This window comes from Pinisolibacter sp. (genome assembly GCF_036782435.1).
GTDB lineage: Bacteria > Pseudomonadota > Alphaproteobacteria > Rhizobiales > Ancalomicrobiaceae > CALBKH01.
This window is the reverse complement of the sequence record NZ_DAIPZB010000032.1, coordinates 36522-56325: the sequence shown is the minus strand read 5'-3', so window position 1 is coordinate 56325 and position 19804 is coordinate 36522. Positions and strand designations below refer to the sequence as shown.

17 protein-coding genes, 1 tRNA gene and 1 pseudogene are annotated in these 19804 nt (G+C 68.7%); 9 read left to right on the top strand and 10 right to left on the bottom strand.

From position 1 onward, the window contains the following. Position 1: 1 nt before the first annotated feature. The 10 genes from V7Q42_RS14595 to V7Q42_RS14550 all read right to left on the bottom strand — a co-directional run bounded on the left by V7Q42_RS14595 (position 2) and on the right by V7Q42_RS14550 (position 11617). Positions 2–77: transfer RNA gene (locus tag V7Q42_RS14595), tRNA-Glu, on the bottom strand. 353 nt (positions 78–430) lie between these two features. Further along, entirely contained in the window at positions 431–1879 is a 1449-nt protein-coding gene (locus tag V7Q42_RS14590) for an NAD-dependent succinate-semialdehyde dehydrogenase (protein ID WP_333824821.1), read from the bottom strand. A 282-nt stretch (positions 1880–2161) separates the two neighbouring features. Continuing rightward, positions 2162–4159: an acetyl/propionyl/methylcrotonyl-CoA carboxylase subunit alpha gene (locus V7Q42_RS14585; protein WP_333824820.1), complete on the bottom strand. Its 1998-nt coding sequence runs from the start codon at positions 4157–4159 to the stop codon at positions 2162–2164. A gap of 52 nt (positions 4160–4211) precedes the next feature. Beyond that, complete coding sequence (locus tag V7Q42_RS14580; protein WP_333824819.1) at positions 4212–5819, bottom strand: carboxyl transferase domain-containing protein; 1608 nt, start codon at positions 5817–5819, stop codon at positions 4212–4214. A gap of 270 nt (positions 5820–6089) precedes the next feature. Further along, the gene (locus tag V7Q42_RS14575) at positions 6090–6791 is read right to left on the bottom strand and encodes an HAD family hydrolase (protein ID WP_333824818.1); all 702 of its coding nucleotides are present in this window, start codon (positions 6789–6791) and stop codon (positions 6090–6092) included. Positions 6792–6795: 4 nt separating this feature from the next. Next, on the bottom strand, positions 6796–7863 hold the full coding sequence (locus V7Q42_RS14570) for an ABC transporter ATP-binding protein (protein ID WP_333824817.1): 1068 nt from the start codon (positions 7861–7863) through the stop codon (positions 6796–6798). 11 nt (positions 7864–7874) lie between these two features. Next, entirely contained in the window at positions 7875–8660 is a 786-nt protein-coding gene (locus tag V7Q42_RS14565; protein ID WP_333824816.1) for an ABC transporter permease, read from the bottom strand. Next, positions 8657–9544 (bottom strand): ABC transporter permease, encoded by an 888-nt coding sequence (locus V7Q42_RS14560; protein ID WP_333824815.1) that lies wholly within the window; start codon positions 9542–9544, stop codon positions 8657–8659. The genes V7Q42_RS14565 and V7Q42_RS14560 overlap by 4 nt, the downstream gene beginning before the upstream one ends. Positions 9545–9662: 118 nt before the next feature. Further along, a complete protein-coding gene (locus V7Q42_RS14555) occupies positions 9663–10748 on the bottom strand; it encodes an ABC transporter substrate-binding protein (protein ID WP_442958206.1) in 1086 nt (361 codons plus the stop codon). A 347-nt stretch (positions 10749–11095) separates the two neighbouring features. Further along, entirely contained in the window at positions 11096–11617 is a 522-nt protein-coding gene (locus tag V7Q42_RS14550; RefSeq protein ID WP_333824813.1) for a MarR family winged helix-turn-helix transcriptional regulator, read from the bottom strand. A gap of 287 nt (positions 11618–11904) precedes the next feature. Here V7Q42_RS14550 and V7Q42_RS14545 point away from each other — a divergent pair, with 287 nt between their 5' ends. From V7Q42_RS14545 to V7Q42_RS14505, 9 genes and pseudogenes are all read left to right on the top strand, one after another. Next, positions 11905–12444 (top strand): VOC family protein, encoded by a 540-nt coding sequence (locus V7Q42_RS14545; RefSeq protein ID WP_333824812.1) that lies wholly within the window; start codon positions 11905–11907, stop codon positions 12442–12444. 90 nt (positions 12445–12534) lie between these two features. Continuing rightward, entirely contained in the window at positions 12535–14157 is a 1623-nt protein-coding gene (locus V7Q42_RS14540; RefSeq protein ID WP_333824811.1) for an FAD-dependent oxidoreductase, read from the top strand. Continuing rightward, positions 14154–14354: a DUF2783 domain-containing protein gene (locus V7Q42_RS14535; RefSeq protein ID WP_333824810.1), complete on the top strand. Its 201-nt coding sequence runs from the start codon at positions 14154–14156 to the stop codon at positions 14352–14354. Before V7Q42_RS14540 ends, V7Q42_RS14535 begins: the two co-directional genes overlap by 4 nt. A 177-nt stretch (positions 14355–14531) precedes the next feature. Beyond that, positions 14532–15680, top strand: coding sequence for an ABC transporter substrate-binding protein (locus V7Q42_RS14530; protein ID WP_333824809.1), 1149 nt, complete (start codon positions 14532–14534; stop codon positions 15678–15680). A 106-nt stretch (positions 15681–15786) separates the two neighbouring features. Next, a complete protein-coding gene (locus tag V7Q42_RS14525) occupies positions 15787–16659 on the top strand; it encodes a branched-chain amino acid ABC transporter permease (RefSeq protein WP_333824808.1) in 873 nt (290 codons plus the stop codon). Between the two features lie 7 nt (positions 16660–16666). After that, positions 16667–17677, top strand: a complete 1011-nt coding sequence (locus tag V7Q42_RS14520; RefSeq protein ID WP_333824807.1) for a branched-chain amino acid ABC transporter permease — start codon at positions 16667–16669, stop codon at positions 17675–17677. 3 nt (positions 17678–17680) lie between these two features. Continuing rightward, a complete protein-coding gene (locus V7Q42_RS14515; protein WP_333824806.1) occupies positions 17681–18445 on the top strand; it encodes an ABC transporter ATP-binding protein in 765 nt (254 codons plus the stop codon). Position 18446: 1 nt separating this feature from the next. After that, positions 18447–18875: pseudogene (locus V7Q42_RS14510) on the top strand (hemerythrin domain-containing protein); the annotation flags it as partial. Between the two features lie 222 nt (positions 18876–19097). Then, entirely contained in the window at positions 19098–19799 is a 702-nt protein-coding gene (locus tag V7Q42_RS14505; protein WP_333824824.1) for an ABC transporter ATP-binding protein, read from the top strand. Positions 19800–19804: the final 5 nt, after the last annotated feature.

Below are 19804 nucleotides of genomic sequence, written 5' to 3'. Positions count from 1 at the left end.
GTGGCGCTCCCTAGGGGACTCGAACCCCTGTTTTCGCCGTGAGAGGGCGACGTCCTGGGCCGCTAGACGAAGGGAGCAGCGGGCGGTGGTGCCGCCGGACGGGGTGGATATAGCGACCCCGTCCGATCGTGGCAAGCGGGAAATGACGTTCGTCGCCGAACCATCCACGAGCGGCCGGCGAGCCGCCGGCCGCGGATCGGCATCGCGCTGCGGCGAACGCACCCTCGGCCCGCTCGGCCGCCCGAGGCGCGTTCCGCGCGGAAGTCGCGGCTTCCACTTCGCCGTCCGGGCGGGAGGCGCGGTCGGCGCCGTCACGAGGTAATCCGACACCGCGGAATTTCCCCGTGGTCACGGCCCGACCGGCCGCCGCGCGTCGAGCCCGGCCTCGCTCGTGGAGCCCCGAACGGGCCGGGTCCTCACGCGTTCACCGTCAGAGGCCGCCGACGCAGACGTATTTGACGTCGAGATAGTCGTCGAGGCCGTACTTCGAGCCCTCGCGGCCGAAGCCCGAATCCTTCACGCCGCCGAAGGGCGCGACTTCCGTGGTCAGCACCGATTCGTTGATGCCGATCTGGCCGAACTTCAGCTTCTCGGCGAGGCGGAAGGCGCGGCCGAGGTCGCGGGTGTAGAAGTAGCCGGCCAGCCCGTAGGGCGAGCCGTTGGCGATCGCCACCGCTTCCTCCTCGGTGTCGAAGCGGAAGAGCGGCGCGACGGGGCCGAAGATCTCGTCCTGGGCGAACTTCATGTCGATGTGGGCGTCGCAGATGACGGTCGGCTCGAAGAAGCCGTGGCCGAGCGCGTGGCGCTTGCCGCCGACGGTGACGCGGCCGCCCTTCTCCAACGCATCGGCGACGAAGCTCTCGACCTTGGCGACCGCCTTCTCCTCGATCAGCGGGCCCTGGACGGTGCCGGCCTCGAGACCGTTGCCGACCTTCAGCGCCGCCACCGCGGCGGCGAACTTCTCGGCGAATTCGTCGTAGATGCCGGCCTGGACGATGAAGCGGTTGGTGCAGACGCAGGTCTGGCCGGAGTTGCGGAACTTCGAGGCGACCGCCCCGGCCACCGCCCGGTCGACGTCGGCATCGTCGAAGACGATGAGCGGCGCGTTGCCGCCCAGTTCCATCGACACGCGCTTGAGCCGCTCGGCGCCGCGGCCGGCGAGCATGCGGCCGACGGCGGTCGAGCCGGTGAAGGTGATCTTGCGCACCGCCGGGTTCTCGAGGAACTCGTCGCCGATCGGCGCCGGCTTGCCCGTCACGATGTTGACGACACCGGCGGGGACGCCCGCCTCTTCCGCCAGCATGCCCCAGGCGATGCCGGAATAGGGGGTGAGTTCGGCCGGCTTGATCACCGCGGTGCAGCCGGCGGCGAGCGCCGCGCCGAGCTTCCTCGAGATCATCGAGGAGGGGAAGTTCCACGGCGTGATCGCGGCGACGACGCCGACCGGCTCCTTGAGCACCAGGATGCGGCGGTCGGCCCAGGGCGAGGGAATGGTGTCGCCGTAGACGCGGCGGGCCTCTTCGGCGAACCACTGGACGTAGCCGGCCGAGCCGAGGACCTCTCCCTTGGCTTCGGCGAGCGGCTTGCCCTGCTCCATGGTGAGAAGCTCGCCGAGGGCGTCGACGTTGGCGCGGATCAGGTTCGCCAGCTTCATCAGGATGGTGGCGCGCTCGGCCGCGGTCTTCGCCGCCCAGGCGGGGAAGGCGGCTTCCGCCGCGGCGATGGCGCGGGCGACCTCGGCGCGGCCGACGTCGGGAATGGTGCCGAGCACCTCGCCGGTCGCCGGGTTGGTGACGGTGAGGGTGGCGCCGCCGTCGGCACCGACCCAGGCGCCGCCGATCAGGTTCGCCTCTCTCAGCCACGGGTTCTTCGCCGACATGCCGCTTCTCCATCGAATGTGATCACGAGTGGAGGCGATCGGAGCGAATGACGCCGCGCCCGTCAAGAGGCTCGACTGCGCAGGAGCCGCGCGGCGGCGGACGGCGATTTCGCGAATTCGGGCGCGGAATCGGCCACGCGACGCCGAGTCCGGGGGCGTGGAGGCGCATGACGAGGCGGAATCGCGATGGCGATCGTCGCGCGAAAAAATCGATCGACGCGGCGAAAGGTCCGGGGGATGATCGACGGCGGCGGTCCGGCCGTGATCGGCCGGACCCCGATCTCAGTCCTCCGCCGCCATCACCGCCAGTTCGGTACCGTCGGCCACCACGTCGCCGACGGCGACGTCGACGCGTTCGACGACGCCGTCGTGGGGGGCGCGGATGACATGTTCCATCTTCATCGCCTCGACCACCACCAACGGATCGCCCTTGGCGACGGTGGCGCCGGCCTCGACCAGCACCTGGACGACGGAACCGGGCATCGGCGCCACCAGCCGGTCGGCGTGGTGGTGGTGGGCGTCGTCGCCGGCGCGCGGGTCGACCAGGGTGAAGCTCGCCTGATCGCGGCCGGTGTAGATCGCGATGCGATCGGCGACGAAGACGACGCGGGCGGTGAGCCGGGTCGCGCCGAGGCGGGCGTCGAGCCGGCCGTCGGCGAGGAGGGTGGCGGCGACCTCGACCTCGCCTTCGGGGCCGACATGAGTGGTGCGGCCGGCGAGGCGGTCGAAGGCGAGGGTGCGGGTGTCGGCGCCGTCGCGGAAGCTCACTTCCGAGCGGGCGGGGAGGTTCATGCACCACGCCCCCGCCTCTCCCCAGGGAGAATGGGGATCGGCGGGGGCGTGGGGCATGGTCGCCTTCTCGCGTTCGAGAACGGCGAGGGCGGCGAGAACGGCGAGGCGATCGTCGGCGATCGCCGGGGCGAAGAGGGCGTCGGCGTTGCGGGCGATGAAGCCGGTGTCGTGACGGGCTTCGACGAATTCGGGATGGCGCAGGATGCGCTCGAGGAAGGCGCGGTTGGTGACGAGGCCCATCACCTCGGTCGCGGCGAGCGCGTCGGCGAGCCGCTCCAGCGCCTCCTCGCGGGTGGCGCCGTGGGCGATCAGCTTGGCGATCATCGGATCGTAGTGATGCGAGACCACGTCGCCGGTCGCCACGCCGGCGTCGATGCGGACGTTCGTCGGGAAGGCGAGATGATCGAGCCGGCCGGTCTGGGGCAGGAAGTCGCGATCCGCGTCCTCGGCGTAGAGGCGCGCCTCGACGGCATGGCCCATGACCACGAGATCTTCCTGGCGGCAGGGCAGCGCCTCGCCGCGGGCGACACGGATCTGCCACTCGACGAGATCCTCGCCGGTGATCGCCTCGGTGACGGGATGCTCGACCTGCAGGCGGGTGTTCATCTCCATGAAGAAGAAGTCGTCGCCTTCGGCGATGAACTCGACGGTGCCGGCGCCGACGTAGCCGACGGCGCGCGCCGCTTCGACGGCGGCGGTGCCCATCGCGGCGCGGCGCTCGGGCGTCATGCCGGGGGCGGGGGCTTCCTCGATGACCTTCTGGTGACGGCGCTGCACCGAGCAGTCGCGCTCGAAGAGATGGAGGGTGTCGCCGTGAGCGTCGGCGAAGACCTGCACCTCGATGTGGCGCGGCTTGGTCAGGTAGCGTTCGATCAGCACGCGATCGTCACCGAAGGACGAGGCGGCCTCGCGCTTGGCCGAAGCGAGGGTCGCGGCGAAATCCTCGGCGCGCTCGACCACCTTCATGCCCTTGCCGCCGCCGCCGGCGGAGGCCTTGATCAGCACGGGATAGCCGATGCGGGTCGCCTCGCGGGCGAGCAGTTCCGGGTCCTGATCGGCGCCGTGATAGCCGGGGACCAGGGGCACGCCGGCGGTCTCCATCAGCGACTTGGCGGCGCTCTTCGAGCCCATGGCGCGGATGGCGGAGGCCGGCGGGCCGACGAAGATCAGGCCGGCAGCGGCGACGGCCTCGGCGAATTCGGCGTTCTCGGAGAGGAAGCCGTAGCCGGGGTGGATGGCATCGGCACCGGACGCCTTCGCCGCTTCGAGGATGCGGTCGATGCGCAGGTAGCTGTCGCGCGCCGCGGCCGGGCCGATGAGGTGGGCCTCGTCGGCGGTGCGGACGTGGAGCGCGTCGGCGTCGGCCTCCGAATGGACGGCGACGGTGCGGATCCCCATGCGGCGGGCGGTGGAGAAGATGCGGCACGCGATCTCGCCGCGGTTGGCGACGAGCAGGGTGCGGATCGGGCGGATCGGACGGGTGGTCATCGGTGACCCTCGGGCGTCGGAAGGAGAGGACGGCGGGACGGCGAGTGCGCCGTCACATGCGGAAGACGCCGAAGCGGGTTTCCTTCGGGGGCGCGTTGAAGGCGGCCGACAGCGACAGGGCGACGACGAGGCGGGTGTCCATCGGATCGATGACGCCGTCGTCCCAGAGGCGCGCCGAGGAGTACCAGGCCGAGCCCTGCTCTTCGTACTGGGCGCGGATCGGCGCTTTGAACGCCTCCTCGTCCTCGGCCGACCAGGCGCCGCCCTTGGCCTCCAGCCCATCGCGGCGGACCTGGGCGAGAACGTTCGCGGCCTGCTCGCCGCCCATCACCGAGATGCGGGCGTTGGGCCACATGTAGAGGAAGTTGGGGTCGTAGGCGCGGCCGCACATGCCGTAGTTGCCGGCACCGAAGGAGTTGCCGATCACCACGGTGATCTTCGGGACGCTCGCGCAGGCGACGGCGTTGACCATCTTGGCGCCGTCCTTGGCGATGCCGCCGGATTCGTACTTCCGTCCGACCATGAAGCCGGTGATGTTCTGCAGGAACAAGAGCGGGATGCCGCGCTGGGCGCAGAGCTCGACGAAATGTGCGCCCTTGAGCGCGCTCTCGGAGAAGAGGATGCCGTTGTTGGCGACGATGCCGACCGGATAGCCCCAGACATGGGCGAAGCCGCAGACCAGAGTCGTGCCGTAGAGCGGCTTGAACTCCTCGAAGTCGGAGCCGTCGACGATGCGGCCGATGATCTGGCGGATGTCGAAGGGCTTCTTCGGATCGGCCGAGACGATCGAATAGAGATCGGCTGGGTCGAGGACGGGCTCGCGTGGGCTCCGCAGCATCGGGCCGGCGGGCTTCGGTCTGGCGAGATTCTTCACCGCCTGACGGGCGAGACCGAGGGCGTGGGCGTCATCTTCGGCCATCAGGTCCGACACACCCGACGTGCGGGTGTGGACGTCGGCGCCGCCGAGGTCTTCGGCGGTGACCACCTCGCCGGTCGCCGCCTTAACCAGCGGCGGGCCGCCGAGGAAGATGGTCGCCTGATCGCGCACCATGATCGACTGGTCGGACATCGCAGGGACATAGGCGCCGCCGGCGGTACACGACCCCATCACCACGGCGATCTGCGGGATGCCGCGCGCCGACATGTTGGCCTGATTGTAGAAGATGCGGCCGAAGTGATCGCGATCGGGGAAGACCTCGTCCTGGTTGGGCAGATTGGCGCCACCACTGTCGACGAGGTAGACGCAGGGTAACTCGTTCTTGGCGGCGATCTCCTGGGCGCGCAGGTGCTTCTTCACCGTCATGGGGAAGTAGGTGCCGCCCTTCACCGTCGCGTCGTTGACGACGATCAGGCATTCGCGGCCCTCGATGCGGCCGATGCCGGTGATGATGCCGGCGGAGGGCACCTCGTCGCGGTACATGCCCTGGGCCGCGAGTTGCGAGAGTTCGAGGAAGGGCGAGCCGCGGTCGAGCAACAGGCGGATGCGGTCGCGCGGCAGCAGCTTGCCGCGGGCGACGTGGCGCGCGCGCGCCGTTTCGCCACCGCCGGCGGCGACGCGAGTGGCGCGAGCGCGCAACTCCGCGACCTTGTCGGCGAGGGCGGCGTGATTCTCGGCGTAGGCCGGCGCGCGGCGGTCGATTTCGTCTTCGATCCTGGCCATCTGGGGCGGGTCCCCTCCCGGTCGCGGCGCGGGTGACGCCACGGTCTCGATTATATGAACGAACGTTCGTTTTTTTGATGCCCGAAGTCAAGCGGCGAGAGGCGCGCCCTCGACGAAGGTTCGAAGGGCGAACATCACGTCGTCCGTCGTCCGTCGTCCGTCGCCCTTCCGCCCGGGGAGAGGATGGCCGAGAGCGTCGATGTCGGCAAGCGGCGGCCCGGCACCCCGTGCGGAACGATCGCGTGGCGTGTCGACCGCGGACGGGAGCGATCAGCCGAAGAGGGCGGCTTCGAGTGCGGCGATGTCGTCGAGGACGAGGTCGGCGGCCTCGACCAGGACGTCGCGGGTGCCGGTGCCGGTGAGGACGCCGACCCGCAAGCCGCAGCCGGCGGCGCGGCCCATGTCGAGATCGTGCAGCGTGTCGCCGACCACCGCGACCTCGTGCGGTTCGACGCCGACGGCGCGGCAGAACGCGTGGACCATGCCCGGCTCGGGCTTGGGGCCGTGGCCGCTGTCGTAGCCGGCGACGAAGTCGATGACGTCGCCGAGGCCGAAGCGGGCGACGGTGGCGCGGATCGCCGCTTCGCCGTCGGAGGAGGCGATGCCGAGGGCGAGGCCTCGGGCGTCGAGGCGTCCGAGTATGGCGGCGAGATCGCCGACCGGGACCATGTCGTCGACCGAGGCGCGGAACAGGTCGTCGAGGGCGCGGGTGAGCATCGGCACGGTGAAGCGGGCGCCGGCGGCGACCCAGATGCGGGCGATGTCGAAGGCCGAGCCGGCGGCGAGCAGCGAATGGGTGTTGGCGGCGCGGCCGGTCTCGTCGACTCCGCCGACATGGTAGAGGCGCGCGGCGAGCCGGGGGTCGCCGGCGGAGGCGAGGTTCACGGCGGCGCGGTTCACCGGACCCCAGCTCGCCCAGTAGTCGAGGAGGGTGCCGTCCTTGTCGAAGAGGATGGCTCTGGGGGTACCCATCGCCTCACGCGTCTCCGTCGAGCACGAGAAGGTCCTCTCGCGCGAAGGTCAGTTTCACCGCCTCTCCCTGCTTCGGCAAGGCGACGCTCGGCTGGTTGAACGTGTCGAGCGTGACGGTCTGGGCGTCGAGGCGAACGCGGATGCGCACCACCGCGCCGAGGAAGGCGACGTCCTCGACGACGCCCGGCAGGGTGTCGGACCGCGCCGTCCCGTCGCCGAGGTTCACCGCCTCGGGGCGCAGCGCCACCGTCACCGTGTCGCCGGCGCGGCGGCCGACGATCGGCTTCGCGGTGGCGACGTCGCGCCCGTCGAGGGTGAGGCGGCCGGCGGCGGCGTCGACCACCACCGCGGTCATCAGATTGAGGGTGCCGACGAAGGAGGCGACGAAGCGGGTGCGCGGGAAGTTGTAGACCTCGAAGGGGGAGCCGACCTGCTCGGCGCGTCCCTCGTTGAGGACGACGATGCGATCGGACATCGACAGCGCCTCCTCCTGGTCGTGGGTGACGAAGATGGTGGTGATGCCGAGGTCCTTCTGTAGCGCCCGGATCTCCTCGCGCAAGGAGACGCGGATCTTGGCGTCGAGCGCCGAGAGCGGCTCGTCGAGGAGGAGCACCTGCGGCTTCACAGCGATGGCGCGGGCGAGCGCCACGCGCTGCTGCTGGCCGCCGGAGAGCTGGTAGGGGTAGCGGTCGCCGAGGTCCGGCAGCTTGATCAGATCGAGCATCTCGCCGACGCGGGTGCGGATCTCGGCGGCGCTCTTCTTGGCGACGCGCAGGCCGAAGGCGATGTTCTGCGCCACCGTCATGTTGGGGAAGAGGGCGTAGGCCTGGAACACCATGCCGACGTCGCGCTTGGCGGGCGGCAGATGGGCGACCTGTTTGCCGTCGATGGCGATCGAGCCGGCGGTCGCGGTCTCGAAGCCGGCGATCATGCGCAGGATCGTCGTCTTGCCGCAGCCCGAGGGGCCGAGGAAGGAGACGAATTCGCCGCGCTCGACGGCGAGGTGGAAGTCGTGGACGACGGTGACCGGCCCGAAGGACTTCTTCAGCCCGTGAATATCGATGAAGCTCATCCGGCCCCCGATCACGATTTCGATCCGGTACCGCGGGCGGCACCGAAGACCTGGATGAGGCCCATGCAGGCCCAGGTGACGACGAAGGCGATGATCGCCAGAGCCGCCGGTTCGTAGGCGCGATTGGCGCCGACCAGTTGCAGATAGGGGCCGAAGGCCGGCCGGTCGAGCAGCGCGGCGAAGGTGAATTCGCCGATGACGATGGCGAAGGTCAGGAACGCCCCCGACAGGATCGCCGAACGGATGTTGGGGAAGATCACCTTGAAGAGGATCGTCGCCCAACCGGCGCCGAGGCTCTCCGCCGCTTCCGTCAGGGTGCGCACGTCGATGGCGCGCAGCCCGGTGTCGACCGAGCGGTACATGTAGGGCAGGGCGAGCGTGACATAGCCGAAGGCGAGCAGCAGGTCGGTGCCGCGGCGGCTATCGGTGAGCGGCAGCCAGCTCTGCGAATTGTACATGCGCAGGTAGCCGAAGACGATGACGATCGCCGGGATGACCAGCGGCAGCAGGGTGACGAACTCGACCACAGGGCGGAGTTTCGGCAGCCGCAGTTGCACCCAGTAGGCGGTCGGCACGACGAGGAGGACGCCGATGGCGATGGTCACCAGCGCCAGCACCACCGAATAGCTGAAGGACTCCTGGAAGCGCGGATCGCCGAGAACGACCTTGTAGGCCTCGAAGGAGTACTCGCCGCGCTTCATGCGCATCGAGAATTCGAGCGTGCCGATCAGCGGGATCAGGAAATAGGCGGCGCCGAGGATCATCGCCAGCCAGGGGCCGAAGGTCGATTTCTTCATCGCGACCACCTCTCGGCGCGGCCGCGCAGCCAGATGTAGGCGACGTTGGAGACGCCGGTGATGAGGATCATGCCGAGCGCCAGGGCGTAGCCGAGATTCTGATTGTGCAGCACGTCGCCGCGGATCTGGGCGTAGAGCAGGATGGTGACGATGTTGAGCGACGAGCCGGTCAGCGCATAAGCCGTGGCCACCGCACCGAAGGCGTTGGCGAAGAGCAGCAGCGTCGCGCCGAGCAGGCTCGGCCACAGGACGGGAAGGCCGATCCAGCGCCAGTACTGGAAGGTCGAGGCGCCGAGGATCTGCGAGGCTTCGCGCCACTCCTTCTTCAGGCCGTCGAGGGCGGGGGTGAGGATCAGCACCATCAACGGGATCTGGAAGTAGAGATAGGTCAGCGTCAGACCGAGGAAGCTCAGCAGATTGAAGCCGGTGGCGTAGAGGTTGAAGCCGAGCCAGTTCGACAGCGCCCAGGTGACGAGACCGGTGCGCCCCAGCGTCGCCAGGAAGGCGAAGGCGAGCGGCACGCCGGCGAAATTGGAGGCGACGCCGGAGAAGGTCATCAGCGTCGGCCGGATCCAGCTGGGCAGACCGCCGCCGACCGCGGCATAGGCGAGCAGCGCCCCGACGATCGCGCCGCCGATCGCGGAGGCCGCCGAGATCTCGATCGAGATGCGATAGGCGGCGACGATCGACGGGTGGGTCAGATCGCGGATGTTGGCCAGCGTGAACTCACCGTCGGCCGTCTGGAAGGCGCCGACGATGAGGAAGGCGGTCGGCAGGATCAGGAACAGGACGGCGAAGAGGAAGAACGGGGCGACGCCGAACCACGCCCATGGCAGACCGGACCCGCCCGGTCGGTGGGCGGTGGCTGTCGATGGTTCTGACACGCGTCGGATCCCCTCGCTCGGACGCCGGATGGCCGAACGCCGTGGGCTGTTCCGCGGCGGGCGGCTGCACGACACGACCCGGCCGCCGATCGTCGCGATCGGCGGCCGGGAACGTGGCTCACTTGGTGACGTTGGCGCCGACGACGGCGTCCCACTGCTTGGTGATCACTTCCTTGGCGGCCGACTGTTCGGCGAGCGTCGGGAAGGTCGCCTTGGCGTAGGCTTCGGCCGGCGGCAGTTTGGCGAGCAGATCGGCCGGGATCTTGCCCTTGGAGGCGAGATCGTTGAAGCGGATCGGGTGGCAGTAGCCCTTCAGCCAGCCGATCTGGCCCTCGTCGGAATAGAGGTGCTCCATCCACAGTTTGGCGGCGTTCGGGTGCGGCGCGTAGGCCGAGATCGCCTGGACGTAGACACCGGCGACGACGCCGGTCTTGGGGATGACGACGTCGACCGGCGGGTTGCCCTTGAGGGTGTCGCGGTCGGCGAGGGCGTTGTAGTCCCAGCGGATGACGACCGGGGTGGCACCCTGCGCCAGCGAGGCGGCCTTGCCGATCACGGGCACGAAGTTGCCGGCCTTGTTCAGCTTGGAGAAGTAGTCGAGGCCGGCGGTGCCGGCCTTGGCGGCGTCGCCACCCGCAGCCGAGAGGCCGGCGGCGTAGACGCCCTGGATCGCCTGGGAGGAGGCGCGCGGATCACCGGCGAGCGCCACGGCGTTCTTGAACTCGGGCTTCAGGAGGTCGGCCCAGTCGGTCGGCGAGGTCTTGACGATGTCCTTGTTCACCTCGAAGGCGAGGACGCCGTAGTAGTCGCCGTACCAGAAGCCGTCGGCGTCCTTGGCGGTGTCGGGGATCGAGGCCCAGGTCGCGACCTTGTAGGGCTGGATCAGGCCGTCGGCCTTGGCGGAGGGGCCGAAGCTGAGGCCGACGTCGATGACGTCGGGGGCCTGCGGGCCCTTGTTGCCCTTGTTGGCCTTGATCGCCTCGATCTCGTCGCCGGAGCCGGCGTCGGGGTTGAGTTCGTTGACGGTGAGACCGTACTTGGCCTTGAAGCTGTCGATCAGGCCACCGTAGCCGCACCAGTCGTGGGGCAGGGCGATGACGGTGAGCTGGCCTTCCTTCTTGGCCGCGGCGACCAGTTCGTCCATCGACTGGGCCGAAGCGGTCCCGGCGAAGCCGGCGAGCGCGGCGACGGCCACGGAGATCATCAGAGCACGTTCGGTCTTCATCACTTGCGACACCCCTTACCTTACAACCCCGTCTCACCGACCCGGTCGGCGCGCGGCGAACATCTTCACGAGATGCACGACGAGGTTGGCTACCAAGACGAGACGACACTTTCGTGTCGGGCGAAACGCTGCGATTCCCGCGGCCTCTCGGGTGGCCTGCGACGACGACGTCACCGTCATGAGATCGTCACGAGGCGGTCAGTAGGCCCGATCGCCGGACGTACGGTCAAGAGGGTGAACCGACTTTCGTCGCACGAGTTTTCGGCAACCCGGAGCCCCTACCGGAGCGGGTGCCGAGGAGCGTCGCGGAGGCTCCGTGGCGTCGATCAGCCGCGGGCGATGAGGCCGTCGGCGCGCGCCTGGACGTCGCGCATACAGCGTTCGAAGAGGGCGCGTTCGGCCGGCTCCAGCGCGGCGAGGAGATCGTCTTCGCGGGCTCGCACCAACGGCACGATGCGCCGGTAGAGCGTCCGTCCGGCGGGTGTCAGCGACAGGATCTTGGTGCGGCGGTCACCGGCGTGGTCTTCGCGGCGCAGGAGGCCGCGCTCCTCGAGGCGGGCGACGGCACGCGACACCTGCATCTTGTCGAGGGTCGAGTAGGGGCCGATGTCGCGCGCCGACATGGTGCGGTTGGCGCCCAGCGCGGCGATCACCCGCCACTCGGCGCGAGTGAGATCGAAACGGTCGGCATAGAGCTGGGAGACGGCGAGCGACACCCGCTCGGCGAGGACCGCCAGACGATAGGGAAAGAAGCCGGTCAGATCGAACCCGTCGACACCGCCGCGGCCGCGATCGGTCTCCGCCGTCGCTTCCGCATCCGTCGCGGTGAGGTCGTCGCCGTGCGCCATGGGGTCCGTCCGATCGAGTATCCGTTGTTACCATCTTCGCAGCTGCGAGATGGCACTGCGGTGGGGAAGCGGCGTGGCGATCTTCCGAAGATCTTCACCGACAACGACAATATCGGCCGAAACGGCGGATCTTCGCAAGCCGCTCTGGGGTGCGGCGCGATGCCAGGACGCTTTTTTGCGTTCGCATTGCGAACGACGGTGGCAGATGCGACCGAGACAGCTTGTCGCAGATGGTAACAGTTGTTACCGATTGGATCGACGGACGCCAGATCCGAGGGGAGACGCCCATGATCGTGGAGAAGATCCACCACGTCGCCTACCGTTGTCGCGACGCCAAAGAGACGGTCGAGTTCTACGGCCGGATTCTCGACATGGACCTGATCGGTGCCATCGCCGAGGACAAGGTGCCGTCGACCAAGGCACCGGATCCCTACATGCACATCTTCCTCGATGCGGGGATGGGCAACATCCTCGCCTTCTTCGAGCTGCCCAATTCGCCGCCGATGGGACGCGATCCCAACACGCCGGACTGGACCCAGCACATCGCCTTCCAGGTCGCCGGCATCGACGTTCTGACGAGGGTGAAGGCGCGCTGCGAGGCGGCGGGGATCGAGGTGGTCGGGCCGACCGACCACGCCATCTTCAAGTCGATCTACTTCTTCGATCCGTCCGGCCATCGCCTCGAGCTCGCCGCCTGGACGACGACGCCGGAGGAGATGGCGAAGATGAAGGCGGTCGCGCACGAGATGGTCGACGAGTGGGCGGTCACCAAGAAGCCGCCGCGTCACACCGCCTGGCTGCACGAGAAGGAATTCGGGACCGATTGATCCCGAGCGATCCCGCACCAACGAGCCCGTCGCGACCTTCGGCCCTCAGCGGGGCCGGCGACGGCGGGCCGCCCCCGGGGGAGAGTGTCCATGCTGAAGACCTACACCTATCCGAAGTTCGCCCATCGGCGCTCGGCGGAACAGGCGGAGGGCCGTGTCGTCCGTCACCCGGCGGTGGTGATCGGTGCCGGTCCGATCGGCCTGACCGCGGCGCTCGATTTCGGCAAGCGCGGCATCGCGACCGTGGTGCTCGACGACAACGACACGGTGTCGATCGGCAGCCGCGCCGTCTGCTACGCCAAGCGGCCGCTGGAGATCTGGAACCGCCTCGGCTGCGCGACGCCGATGGTGGAGAAGGGTGTGTCGTGGAAGGTCGGCAAGGTCTTCTTCGAGAACGACCTGCGCTACCGGTTCGACCTCCTGCCGGAGGCCGATCACGAGATGCCGGCGATGATCAATCTCCAGCAGTACTATCTGGAGGAGTATCTGATCGAAGCGATCGGCGGGCTCGCGAACGTCGACCTGCGCTGGAAGCACAAGGTGATCGCGCTGCGTCAGGAGGCCGACCACGCGGTCCTGACGGTGGAGACGCCCGACGGGATCTTCACCATGGAGGCCGACTGGGTGGTGGCCTGCGACGGCGCCAACTCCGACACGCGCAAGATGGTCGGGGCGGAGTTCACCGGCCGCTTCTTCCAGGATCGCTTCCTCATCGCCGACGTGGTGATGAAGGCCGACTTCCCGACCGAGCGCTGGTTCTGGTTCGATCCGCCGTTCCACCGCAACCAGTCGACGCTGCTGCACAAGCAGTCCGACGACGTCTGGCGCATCGACTTCCAGCTCGGGTGGGACGCCGACCCGAACGAGGAGAAGAAGCCGGAGAAGGTGATCCCGCGGCTGAAGGCGATGCTCGGCGAAGACACCGAATTCGAACTCGAGTGGGTGTCGATCTACCAGTTCGCCTGCCGCCGCATCGACCAGTTCCGCCACGGCCGGGTGATCTTCGCCGGCGACGCGGCGCATCAGGTCTCGCCCTTCGGCGCGCGCGGCGCCAACACCGGCGTCCAGGACATCGACAATCTCGGCTGGAAGCTGAAGCTCGTCCTCGACGGCGCGGCGCCGGAAGCGCTGATCGACAGCTATCACGAGGAGCGCGCCTTCGCAGCCGACGACAATCTCCTCCAGTCGACCCGCTCGACCGACTTCATCACGCCGAAGAGCGAGATGAGTCGGCGTTTCCGCAACGCCGTGCTGGAGCTCGCCGCCGATCACGCCTTCGCGCGGCCGCTGGTCAATTCGGGGCGGCTGTCGACGCCGACGCCCTATGTCGGCTCGTCGCTCGTCACGCCCGACGAAGAGGCCTTCGCGAGCAAGATGGCGCCGGGCACCAACTGCGCCGACGCGCCGGTGACGGTCGACGGTCGCGACGACTGGCTGCTGCATCATCTGGGCGACGGCTTCACCGTCCTCACCTTCGGCCCGGCGCCGACGAAGGCGGTGCGCCGGGGCGAGATCGAGGCGAAGGTCGTTTCGATCGGCGAGGATGTCGTCGACGTGAAGGGTCTCGTCGCGGCGCGCTACGACGGTGCGGCCGGCACCACCTATCTCGTCCGCCCCGATCAACACGTCGCCGCGCGCTGGCGCGCTTTCGACGCCGCGAAGATCGCCGCCGCCATCGCCCGCGCCTCGGCCGCCGGAGGAGAGACGCCGTGAACCTGAACCTCGATCCCAACATTCCCGACCCGGACGGCTTCTATCAGGAGCTGATCGACAGCCAGCGCGACATGACCGACGCTCAGGCGCAGATGGTGAACTGCAAGCTCATTCTCGTTCTCGCCAACCACATCGGCGACCGCGCCGTGTTGAGCGAGGCGCTGAAGGTCGCCGGAGGGCGGGTCGGAGGCGAATGAGTGCGGGTTGCGCCGGCCTCGGCCGGGGCCGATCATGGCCGTCTCGCCTCGACGAGGCCGGGGTGGTGAAAGACGGAGAGCGAAGATAGTTGACCGACCGGTTGGTCAATGTATCATGTGTCTCCAGAAGCCGAGGGTCGGGCATGAACCGACCCCATTCGACCGGGAGGAAATCCGATGCAGAGATTCGTGAAGACGGCGGTCGCCGCCCTTTCGTTCGCCGCCGTCGCGGCGGTTCCCGCGCTCGCCGCCGATCCGATCAAGATCGGTTCGGTGCTGTCCGTCACCGGCCCGGCCGCCTTCCTCGGCGATCCGGAAGCCAAGACGCTGCAGCTCTACGTCGAGAAGCTGAACGCGGCCGGCGGCCTGCTCGGCCGCAAGCTCGAGCTCGTCACCTACGACGACGGCTCCGACGCGGCCAAGGCCAACGGCTTCACCAAGCGTCTGATCGAAGACGACAAGGTCGACGTCATCCTCGGCGGCACCACCACCGGCGCCACCATGGGCATGGTGCCGCTGGTCGAGAAGGCCGAAGTTCCGTTCATCAGCCTCGCCGGCGCGGTGGTCATCGTCGAGCCGGTGAAGAAGTGGGTGTTCAAGACCCCGCACACCGACCGCATGGCGGCCGAGCGCGTCTTCGCCGACATGAAGAAGCGCGGCTTCTCCAAGCTGGCGCTGCTCTCCGAGACCTCCGGCTTCGGCCAGTCGGGCCGCAAGGAGACGATCGCCGCCGCCGCCAAGGCCGGCATCGAGATCGTCGCCGACGAGACCTACGGACCGAAGGACACCGACGTCACCGCCCAGCTCACCAAGATCAAGGGCATCGCCGGCGCTCAGGCGCTCCTGGTGTTCGGTCTCGGTCAGGGTCCGGCGATCGTCACCAAGAACATCGCCCAGCTCGGCCTCGAGCTGCCGCACTACGAGAGCCACGGCGTCGCTTCCGAGTCCTACATCAAGCTCTCCGGTGATGCCGCCGAGGGCGTGCGCCTGCCCGCGGCGGCGCTGATCGTCGCCGACGACCTGCCGGCGAACGACCCGCAGAAGCCGGTCGTCGTCGGCTACTCGAAGGCCTACACCGAAGCCTTCAAGTCGGGCGTGTCGACCTTCGGCGGTCATGCCTACGACGCGCTGATGATCTACGCCGATGCGGTCAAGCGGGCCGGCACCACCGACAAGGCCAAGGTGCGCGACGCCATCGAAGCGACCAAGGGCTTCGTCGGCACCGGTGGCGTCGTCAACATGAGCGTGACGGACCACATGGGCCTCGACGTCACCGCCTTCAAGATGCTCGAGATCAAGGGCGGCAAGTGGACTCTCGTCGACTGACGAGCGCCTCGTGATCGACCGGGGGCGCGGCTCGCGCTCCCGGTTCCTCTTCCGACGTTTCTCGCGCGACGCCCCTCGTGACGACCGAGCGGAGCCGGAGAGCCCCATGTCGCAGTTTCTGCAGTTGCTGTTCAGCGGGCTGACGGTCGGCGCGACCTACGCCTTGTCGGCGCTCGGCTTCTCGATGATCTACAACGCTTCCGGCGTCATCAATTTCGCCCAGGGCGAGTTCATCATGCTCGGCGGCATGGTGGCGGCGGTGCTGGCCGCCTCGGGCATTCCCTTGCCGCTCGCGGTCCTCGCGGCGATCCTGGTGGTGGCGTTCGTCGGCCTGCTGGTCGAGAAGCTCGCCATCGAGCCGGCGCGCGACGCCGACATCACCTCGATCATCATCATCACCATCGGCGTGTCGATGATCCTGCGCGGCGTCGTCGAAGTGACCCTCGGCAAGGGCAATCTGACGCTGCCGCATTTCTCCGGCGACACGCCGATCGCCATCGGCGGGGCGACGCTGCTGCCGCAGAGCCTGTGGGTGATGGTCGTCACCGCGGTGGTGGTCGTGGCGCTGGCCGTCTTCTTCGGCCGCACCCGCACCGGCAAGGGCATTCTCGCCACCGCCCACAATCGCCTGGCGGCGCAGCTCGTCGGCGTCGACGTCAAGAAGGTGCTGCTCGCCAGTTTCGGCCTCGCCGCGGCGCTCGGCGCGGTCGGCGGCGTGCTGATCACGCCGATCGCCACCACCTCCTACGACGCCGGCCTTATGCTCGGCCTCAAGGGCTTCGTCGCGGCGACCTTCGGCGGGCTCGGCTCGGGCGTCGGAGCGATCGCCGGTGGCGTGCTGCTCGGCCTGATCGAGACGATGACGGCGGGCTACGTCTCCTCCTCCTACAAGGACGCGGTGCCCTTCGTGCTGGTGCTCGTCATTCTCGTCGTCAGACCGCGCGGCCTCTTCGGTCTCGGGTCGTCGGATCGCGTGTGAGGGGACGATGAACGACGCCTCGACTTCTTCGATCCTCGGTCGCGCCTCGCCGGAGACGGCGGCGGCGGCGCTCGCCACCGCGCCGTCCTTGGCGACGCGTCACGCGCCGACCCTGGTGCTCGTCGCCGTGCTGGCGGTGCTGCCCCTGGTGCTGCCCAACGCCTTCTACTTCGACGTGGTGATCCGCATCATGGCGAACGCGGTGCTGGCCATCGCACTCAACCTGCTGATCGGCTACTGCGGCCAGATCAGTCTCGGTCACGCCGGCTTCTTCGGTCTCGGCGCCTATGGTTCCGCGATCCTGACGACGCACTACGACTGGAAGGCGCCCGTCGCCCTCGTCGTCTCGGCGGCGGTGGTCGGCGTTCTCGCCTGGATCGTCGCCCGCGTCATCCTGCGCCTCAAGGGCCACTATCTCGCCATGGCGACGCTCGGCCTCGGCATCATCGTCACCATCGTGCTGACCAACGAGTCGAGCCTCACCGGCGGGCCGGACGGCATGGCGGTCGGCGATCTCTCGGTCTTCGGCATCCGGCTCTATGGCGAGCGGGTGTGGTATCCGGTCTTCGCCGGGCTTCTCGTCGTCGCCATTCTCGTCGCCGGCAATCTGGTCGAGAGTCCGGCGGGCCGGGCGCTCCGGGCGCTGCACGGCTCGGAAGTGGCGGCGCGGGTGGTCGGCATCGACACCGCCTCGTTCAAGACCCGCGTCTTCGTGCTCTCGGCGGTGGTCGCGGCGATCATGGGATCGCTCACCGCCCATTATCTCGGCTTCATCACCCCGCAGGTCGCCTCGTTCCACAAGTCGGTGGAACTGGTGACGATGGTGGTGGTCGGCGGCATGGCGTCGATCTGGGGGTCGGTGTTCGGGGCGGCGCTGCTGTCGCTGCTGCCGGATCTCCTCGCCCACTTCGAAGGGTTCGAGACGGTGATCTTCGGCGTCATCCTGGTCGCCACCATGATCTTCCTGCCGCGCGGTATCGTGCCGTCGCTTCTCCGTCTGATCCGGCGGGAGGGCTGAGGCATGTTGAAGGTCGAGACCCTCACCAAGTCCTTCGGCGGCGTCACCGCGGTCTCCGACGTCACCTTCGAGGTGACCAAGGGCACGATCCACGCGGTGATCGGTCCCAACGGCGCCGGCAAGACGACGCTCTTCAATCTGATCACCGGCGTCTACACGCCGTCCTCCGGCTCGATCCGCTTCGAGGGGCAGGAGATCGGCGGCGAGGCGCCGGAGAAGCTCGCGGCGCTCGGCATGAGCCGCACCTTCCAGAACCTGCAGATCTCGATGAACCTCTCGGCGATCGAGAACGTCATGACCGGTGCGCATCTCGGGCTCAACTCGAGCGTCGTCGCCGGCCTCCTCGGTCTCGCCTCGTTCGGCGGCCGCGAGAAGGCGACGCGCATCCGCGCCGCCGAGGCGATGGAGTTCGTCGGCTGCGGCGCCTACATCGGGGCCGAGGCGCGCTCGATGCCCTACGGGGCGCTGAAGCGGCTGGAGATCGCCCGGGCGCTGATGGCGAACCCGCGCATCCTCTTCCTCGACGAGCCGGCCGCCGGCCTCAACCACACCGAGACGCACGAGATCGAGGACCTGATCGCGCAACTGGGGAAGACCGGCGTCACCGTGGTGCTGGTCGAACACGACATGAAGCTGGTCATGAACGTCTCGGATCGCATCGTCGTGCTCGACTACGGCAAGAAGCTCGCGGAGGGGACGCCGGCCGAGATCCGGGTGAACCCCGACGTCGTCGCCGCCTATCTCGGCGCCGAGAGCGAGGGGGTGTGAGATGCGAGCGCTTGGCGTCATCGAAGCCGAACATCGCAACATGTGGCGCGTCACCAACGCGCTCGGCGTCCTCGCCGATCGCCTCGCCGGCGAGCGCGCGGCACAGGATCGGGCGACCGACCTCGCCACTGTGGCGCTGATCGCCGACTATCTCGAGACCTTCACCGAACGGTTCCATCACCCGAAAGAGAGCGACCTGCTCTTCGCCCGCATCCGGCGGCGATCGAACGAAGCCGCGGCGATCATCGACCGGCTCGAACGCGACCACGAGATGAGCCCGCATCAGGTCGAGCGGATCCGCGATCTGGCGCGGCCGGTCGCGGGAAAACCGGTGGCGCCGGAGGGCGAACGGGCGGCGAAGCTGGTCGAGGAGATCGGCTCGTTCCGCACTCGCCTCGGCGAACACATGCGGCTCGAGGAGGACGTGACCTTCCCGCTGGCGCGCAAGGTGTTGACGGCGGAGGACTGGGCCGACGTCGACGCGTCCTTCGACGCTCATGTGGATCCGCTCGGCGATCCGCATGCGCCGGCCGAGATCGCGCTCCTGCGCGCCCGCATAACAGCGCTGCTGCCGGCGCCGGAAGGGCTCGGCGGCCATTCCGACACGGTGGTGGAGAAGCTCACCCCGCGGCGCGCCAAGGCCGAGGGGACGCTGCTCGCGGTCTCCGACCTCACCTGCCGTTACGGCCGCATCGAGGCGCTGCACGGGGTGAGCCTCGAGATCGGCGCCGGCGAACTCGTCGCGCTGGTGGGGGCCAACGGTGCCGGCAAGACGACTCTCCTGCGCTGCATCTCCGGCGTCCAGCCGGCGGCGGTCGGGGCGATCCGCTACGGCGGGCAGGACATCACCCGGATGCGGGCGGACGCGCGGGTGCGCGCCGGCATCGCCCAGGTGCCGGAAGGCCGCCAGGTGTTCGGGCCGATGTCGATCGAGGACAACCTCGTCATGGGGGCCTACACGCGGCCGTCCTCGGAGATCCGCGCCGGGCTCGACGAGGTCTACGACCTCTTCCCGATCCTGCGGGAGCGGCGCAAGCTTTCCGCCGGCACGCTCTCGGGCGGCCAGCAGCAGATGCTGGCGGTGGGTCGCGCCATGATGAGCCGGCCGAAGCTGCTGCTCCTCGACGAGCCGTCGATGGGTCTGGCGCCGCTGATCGTCGAGGAGATCTTCCGCATCGTGAAGATGCTGAAGGAGGCCGGCATCACCATCCTCTTGGTCGAGCAGAACGCCCGTGCCGCGCTCGCCGTCGCCGACCACGCCTATGTGCTCGAGACCGGCTCGGTCACCCTCGAGGGATCGGGTCCCGAGCTTCTGAAGAACGACGACGTCCGCCGCGCCTATCTGGGCATGTGAGCCGA

What these genes read in the sequence shown, in the direction of transcription:
- V7Q42_RS14590 (WP_333824821.1), bottom strand. Translation starts at nt 1,879, where the DNA reads ATGTCGGCGAAGAACCCGTGGCTGAGAGAGGCGAACCTGATCGGCGGC.
- V7Q42_RS14585 (WP_333824820.1), bottom strand. Translation starts at nt 4,159, where the DNA reads ATGACCACCCGTCCGATCCGCCCGATCCGCACCCTGCTCGTCGCCAAC.
- V7Q42_RS14580 (WP_333824819.1), bottom strand. Translation starts at nt 5,819, where the DNA reads ATGGCCAGGATCGAAGACGAAATCGACCGCCGCGCGCCGGCCTACGCC.
- V7Q42_RS14575 (WP_333824818.1), bottom strand. Translation starts at nt 6,791, where the DNA reads ATGGGTACCCCCAGAGCCATCCTCTTCGACAAGGACGGCACCCTCCTC.
- V7Q42_RS14570 (WP_333824817.1), bottom strand. Translation starts at nt 7,863, where the DNA reads ATGAGCTTCATCGATATTCACGGGCTGAAGAAGTCCTTCGGGCCGGTC.
- V7Q42_RS14565 (WP_333824816.1), bottom strand. Translation starts at nt 8,660, where the DNA reads ATGAAGAAATCGACCTTCGGCCCCTGGCTGGCGATGATCCTCGGCGCC.
- V7Q42_RS14555 (WP_442958206.1), bottom strand. Translation starts at nt 10,748, where the DNA reads ATGATCTCCGTGGCCGTCGCCGCGCTCGCCGGCTTCGCCGGGACCGCT.
- V7Q42_RS14550 (WP_333824813.1), bottom strand. Translation starts at nt 11,617, where the DNA reads ATGGCGCACGGCGACGACCTCACCGCGACGGATGCGGAAGCGACGGCG.
- V7Q42_RS14545 (WP_333824812.1), top strand. Translation starts at nt 11,905, where the DNA reads ATGATCGTGGAGAAGATCCACCACGTCGCCTACCGTTGTCGCGACGCC.
- V7Q42_RS14540 (WP_333824811.1), top strand. Translation starts at nt 12,535, where the DNA reads ATGCTGAAGACCTACACCTATCCGAAGTTCGCCCATCGGCGCTCGGCG.
- V7Q42_RS14530 (WP_333824809.1), top strand. Translation starts at nt 14,532, where the DNA reads ATGCAGAGATTCGTGAAGACGGCGGTCGCCGCCCTTTCGTTCGCCGCC.
- V7Q42_RS14525 (WP_333824808.1), top strand. Translation starts at nt 15,787, where the DNA reads ATGTCGCAGTTTCTGCAGTTGCTGTTCAGCGGGCTGACGGTCGGCGCG.
- V7Q42_RS14520 (WP_333824807.1), top strand. Translation starts at nt 16,667, where the DNA reads ATGAACGACGCCTCGACTTCTTCGATCCTCGGTCGCGCCTCGCCGGAG.
- V7Q42_RS14515 (WP_333824806.1), top strand. Translation starts at nt 17,681, where the DNA reads ATGTTGAAGGTCGAGACCCTCACCAAGTCCTTCGGCGGCGTCACCGCG.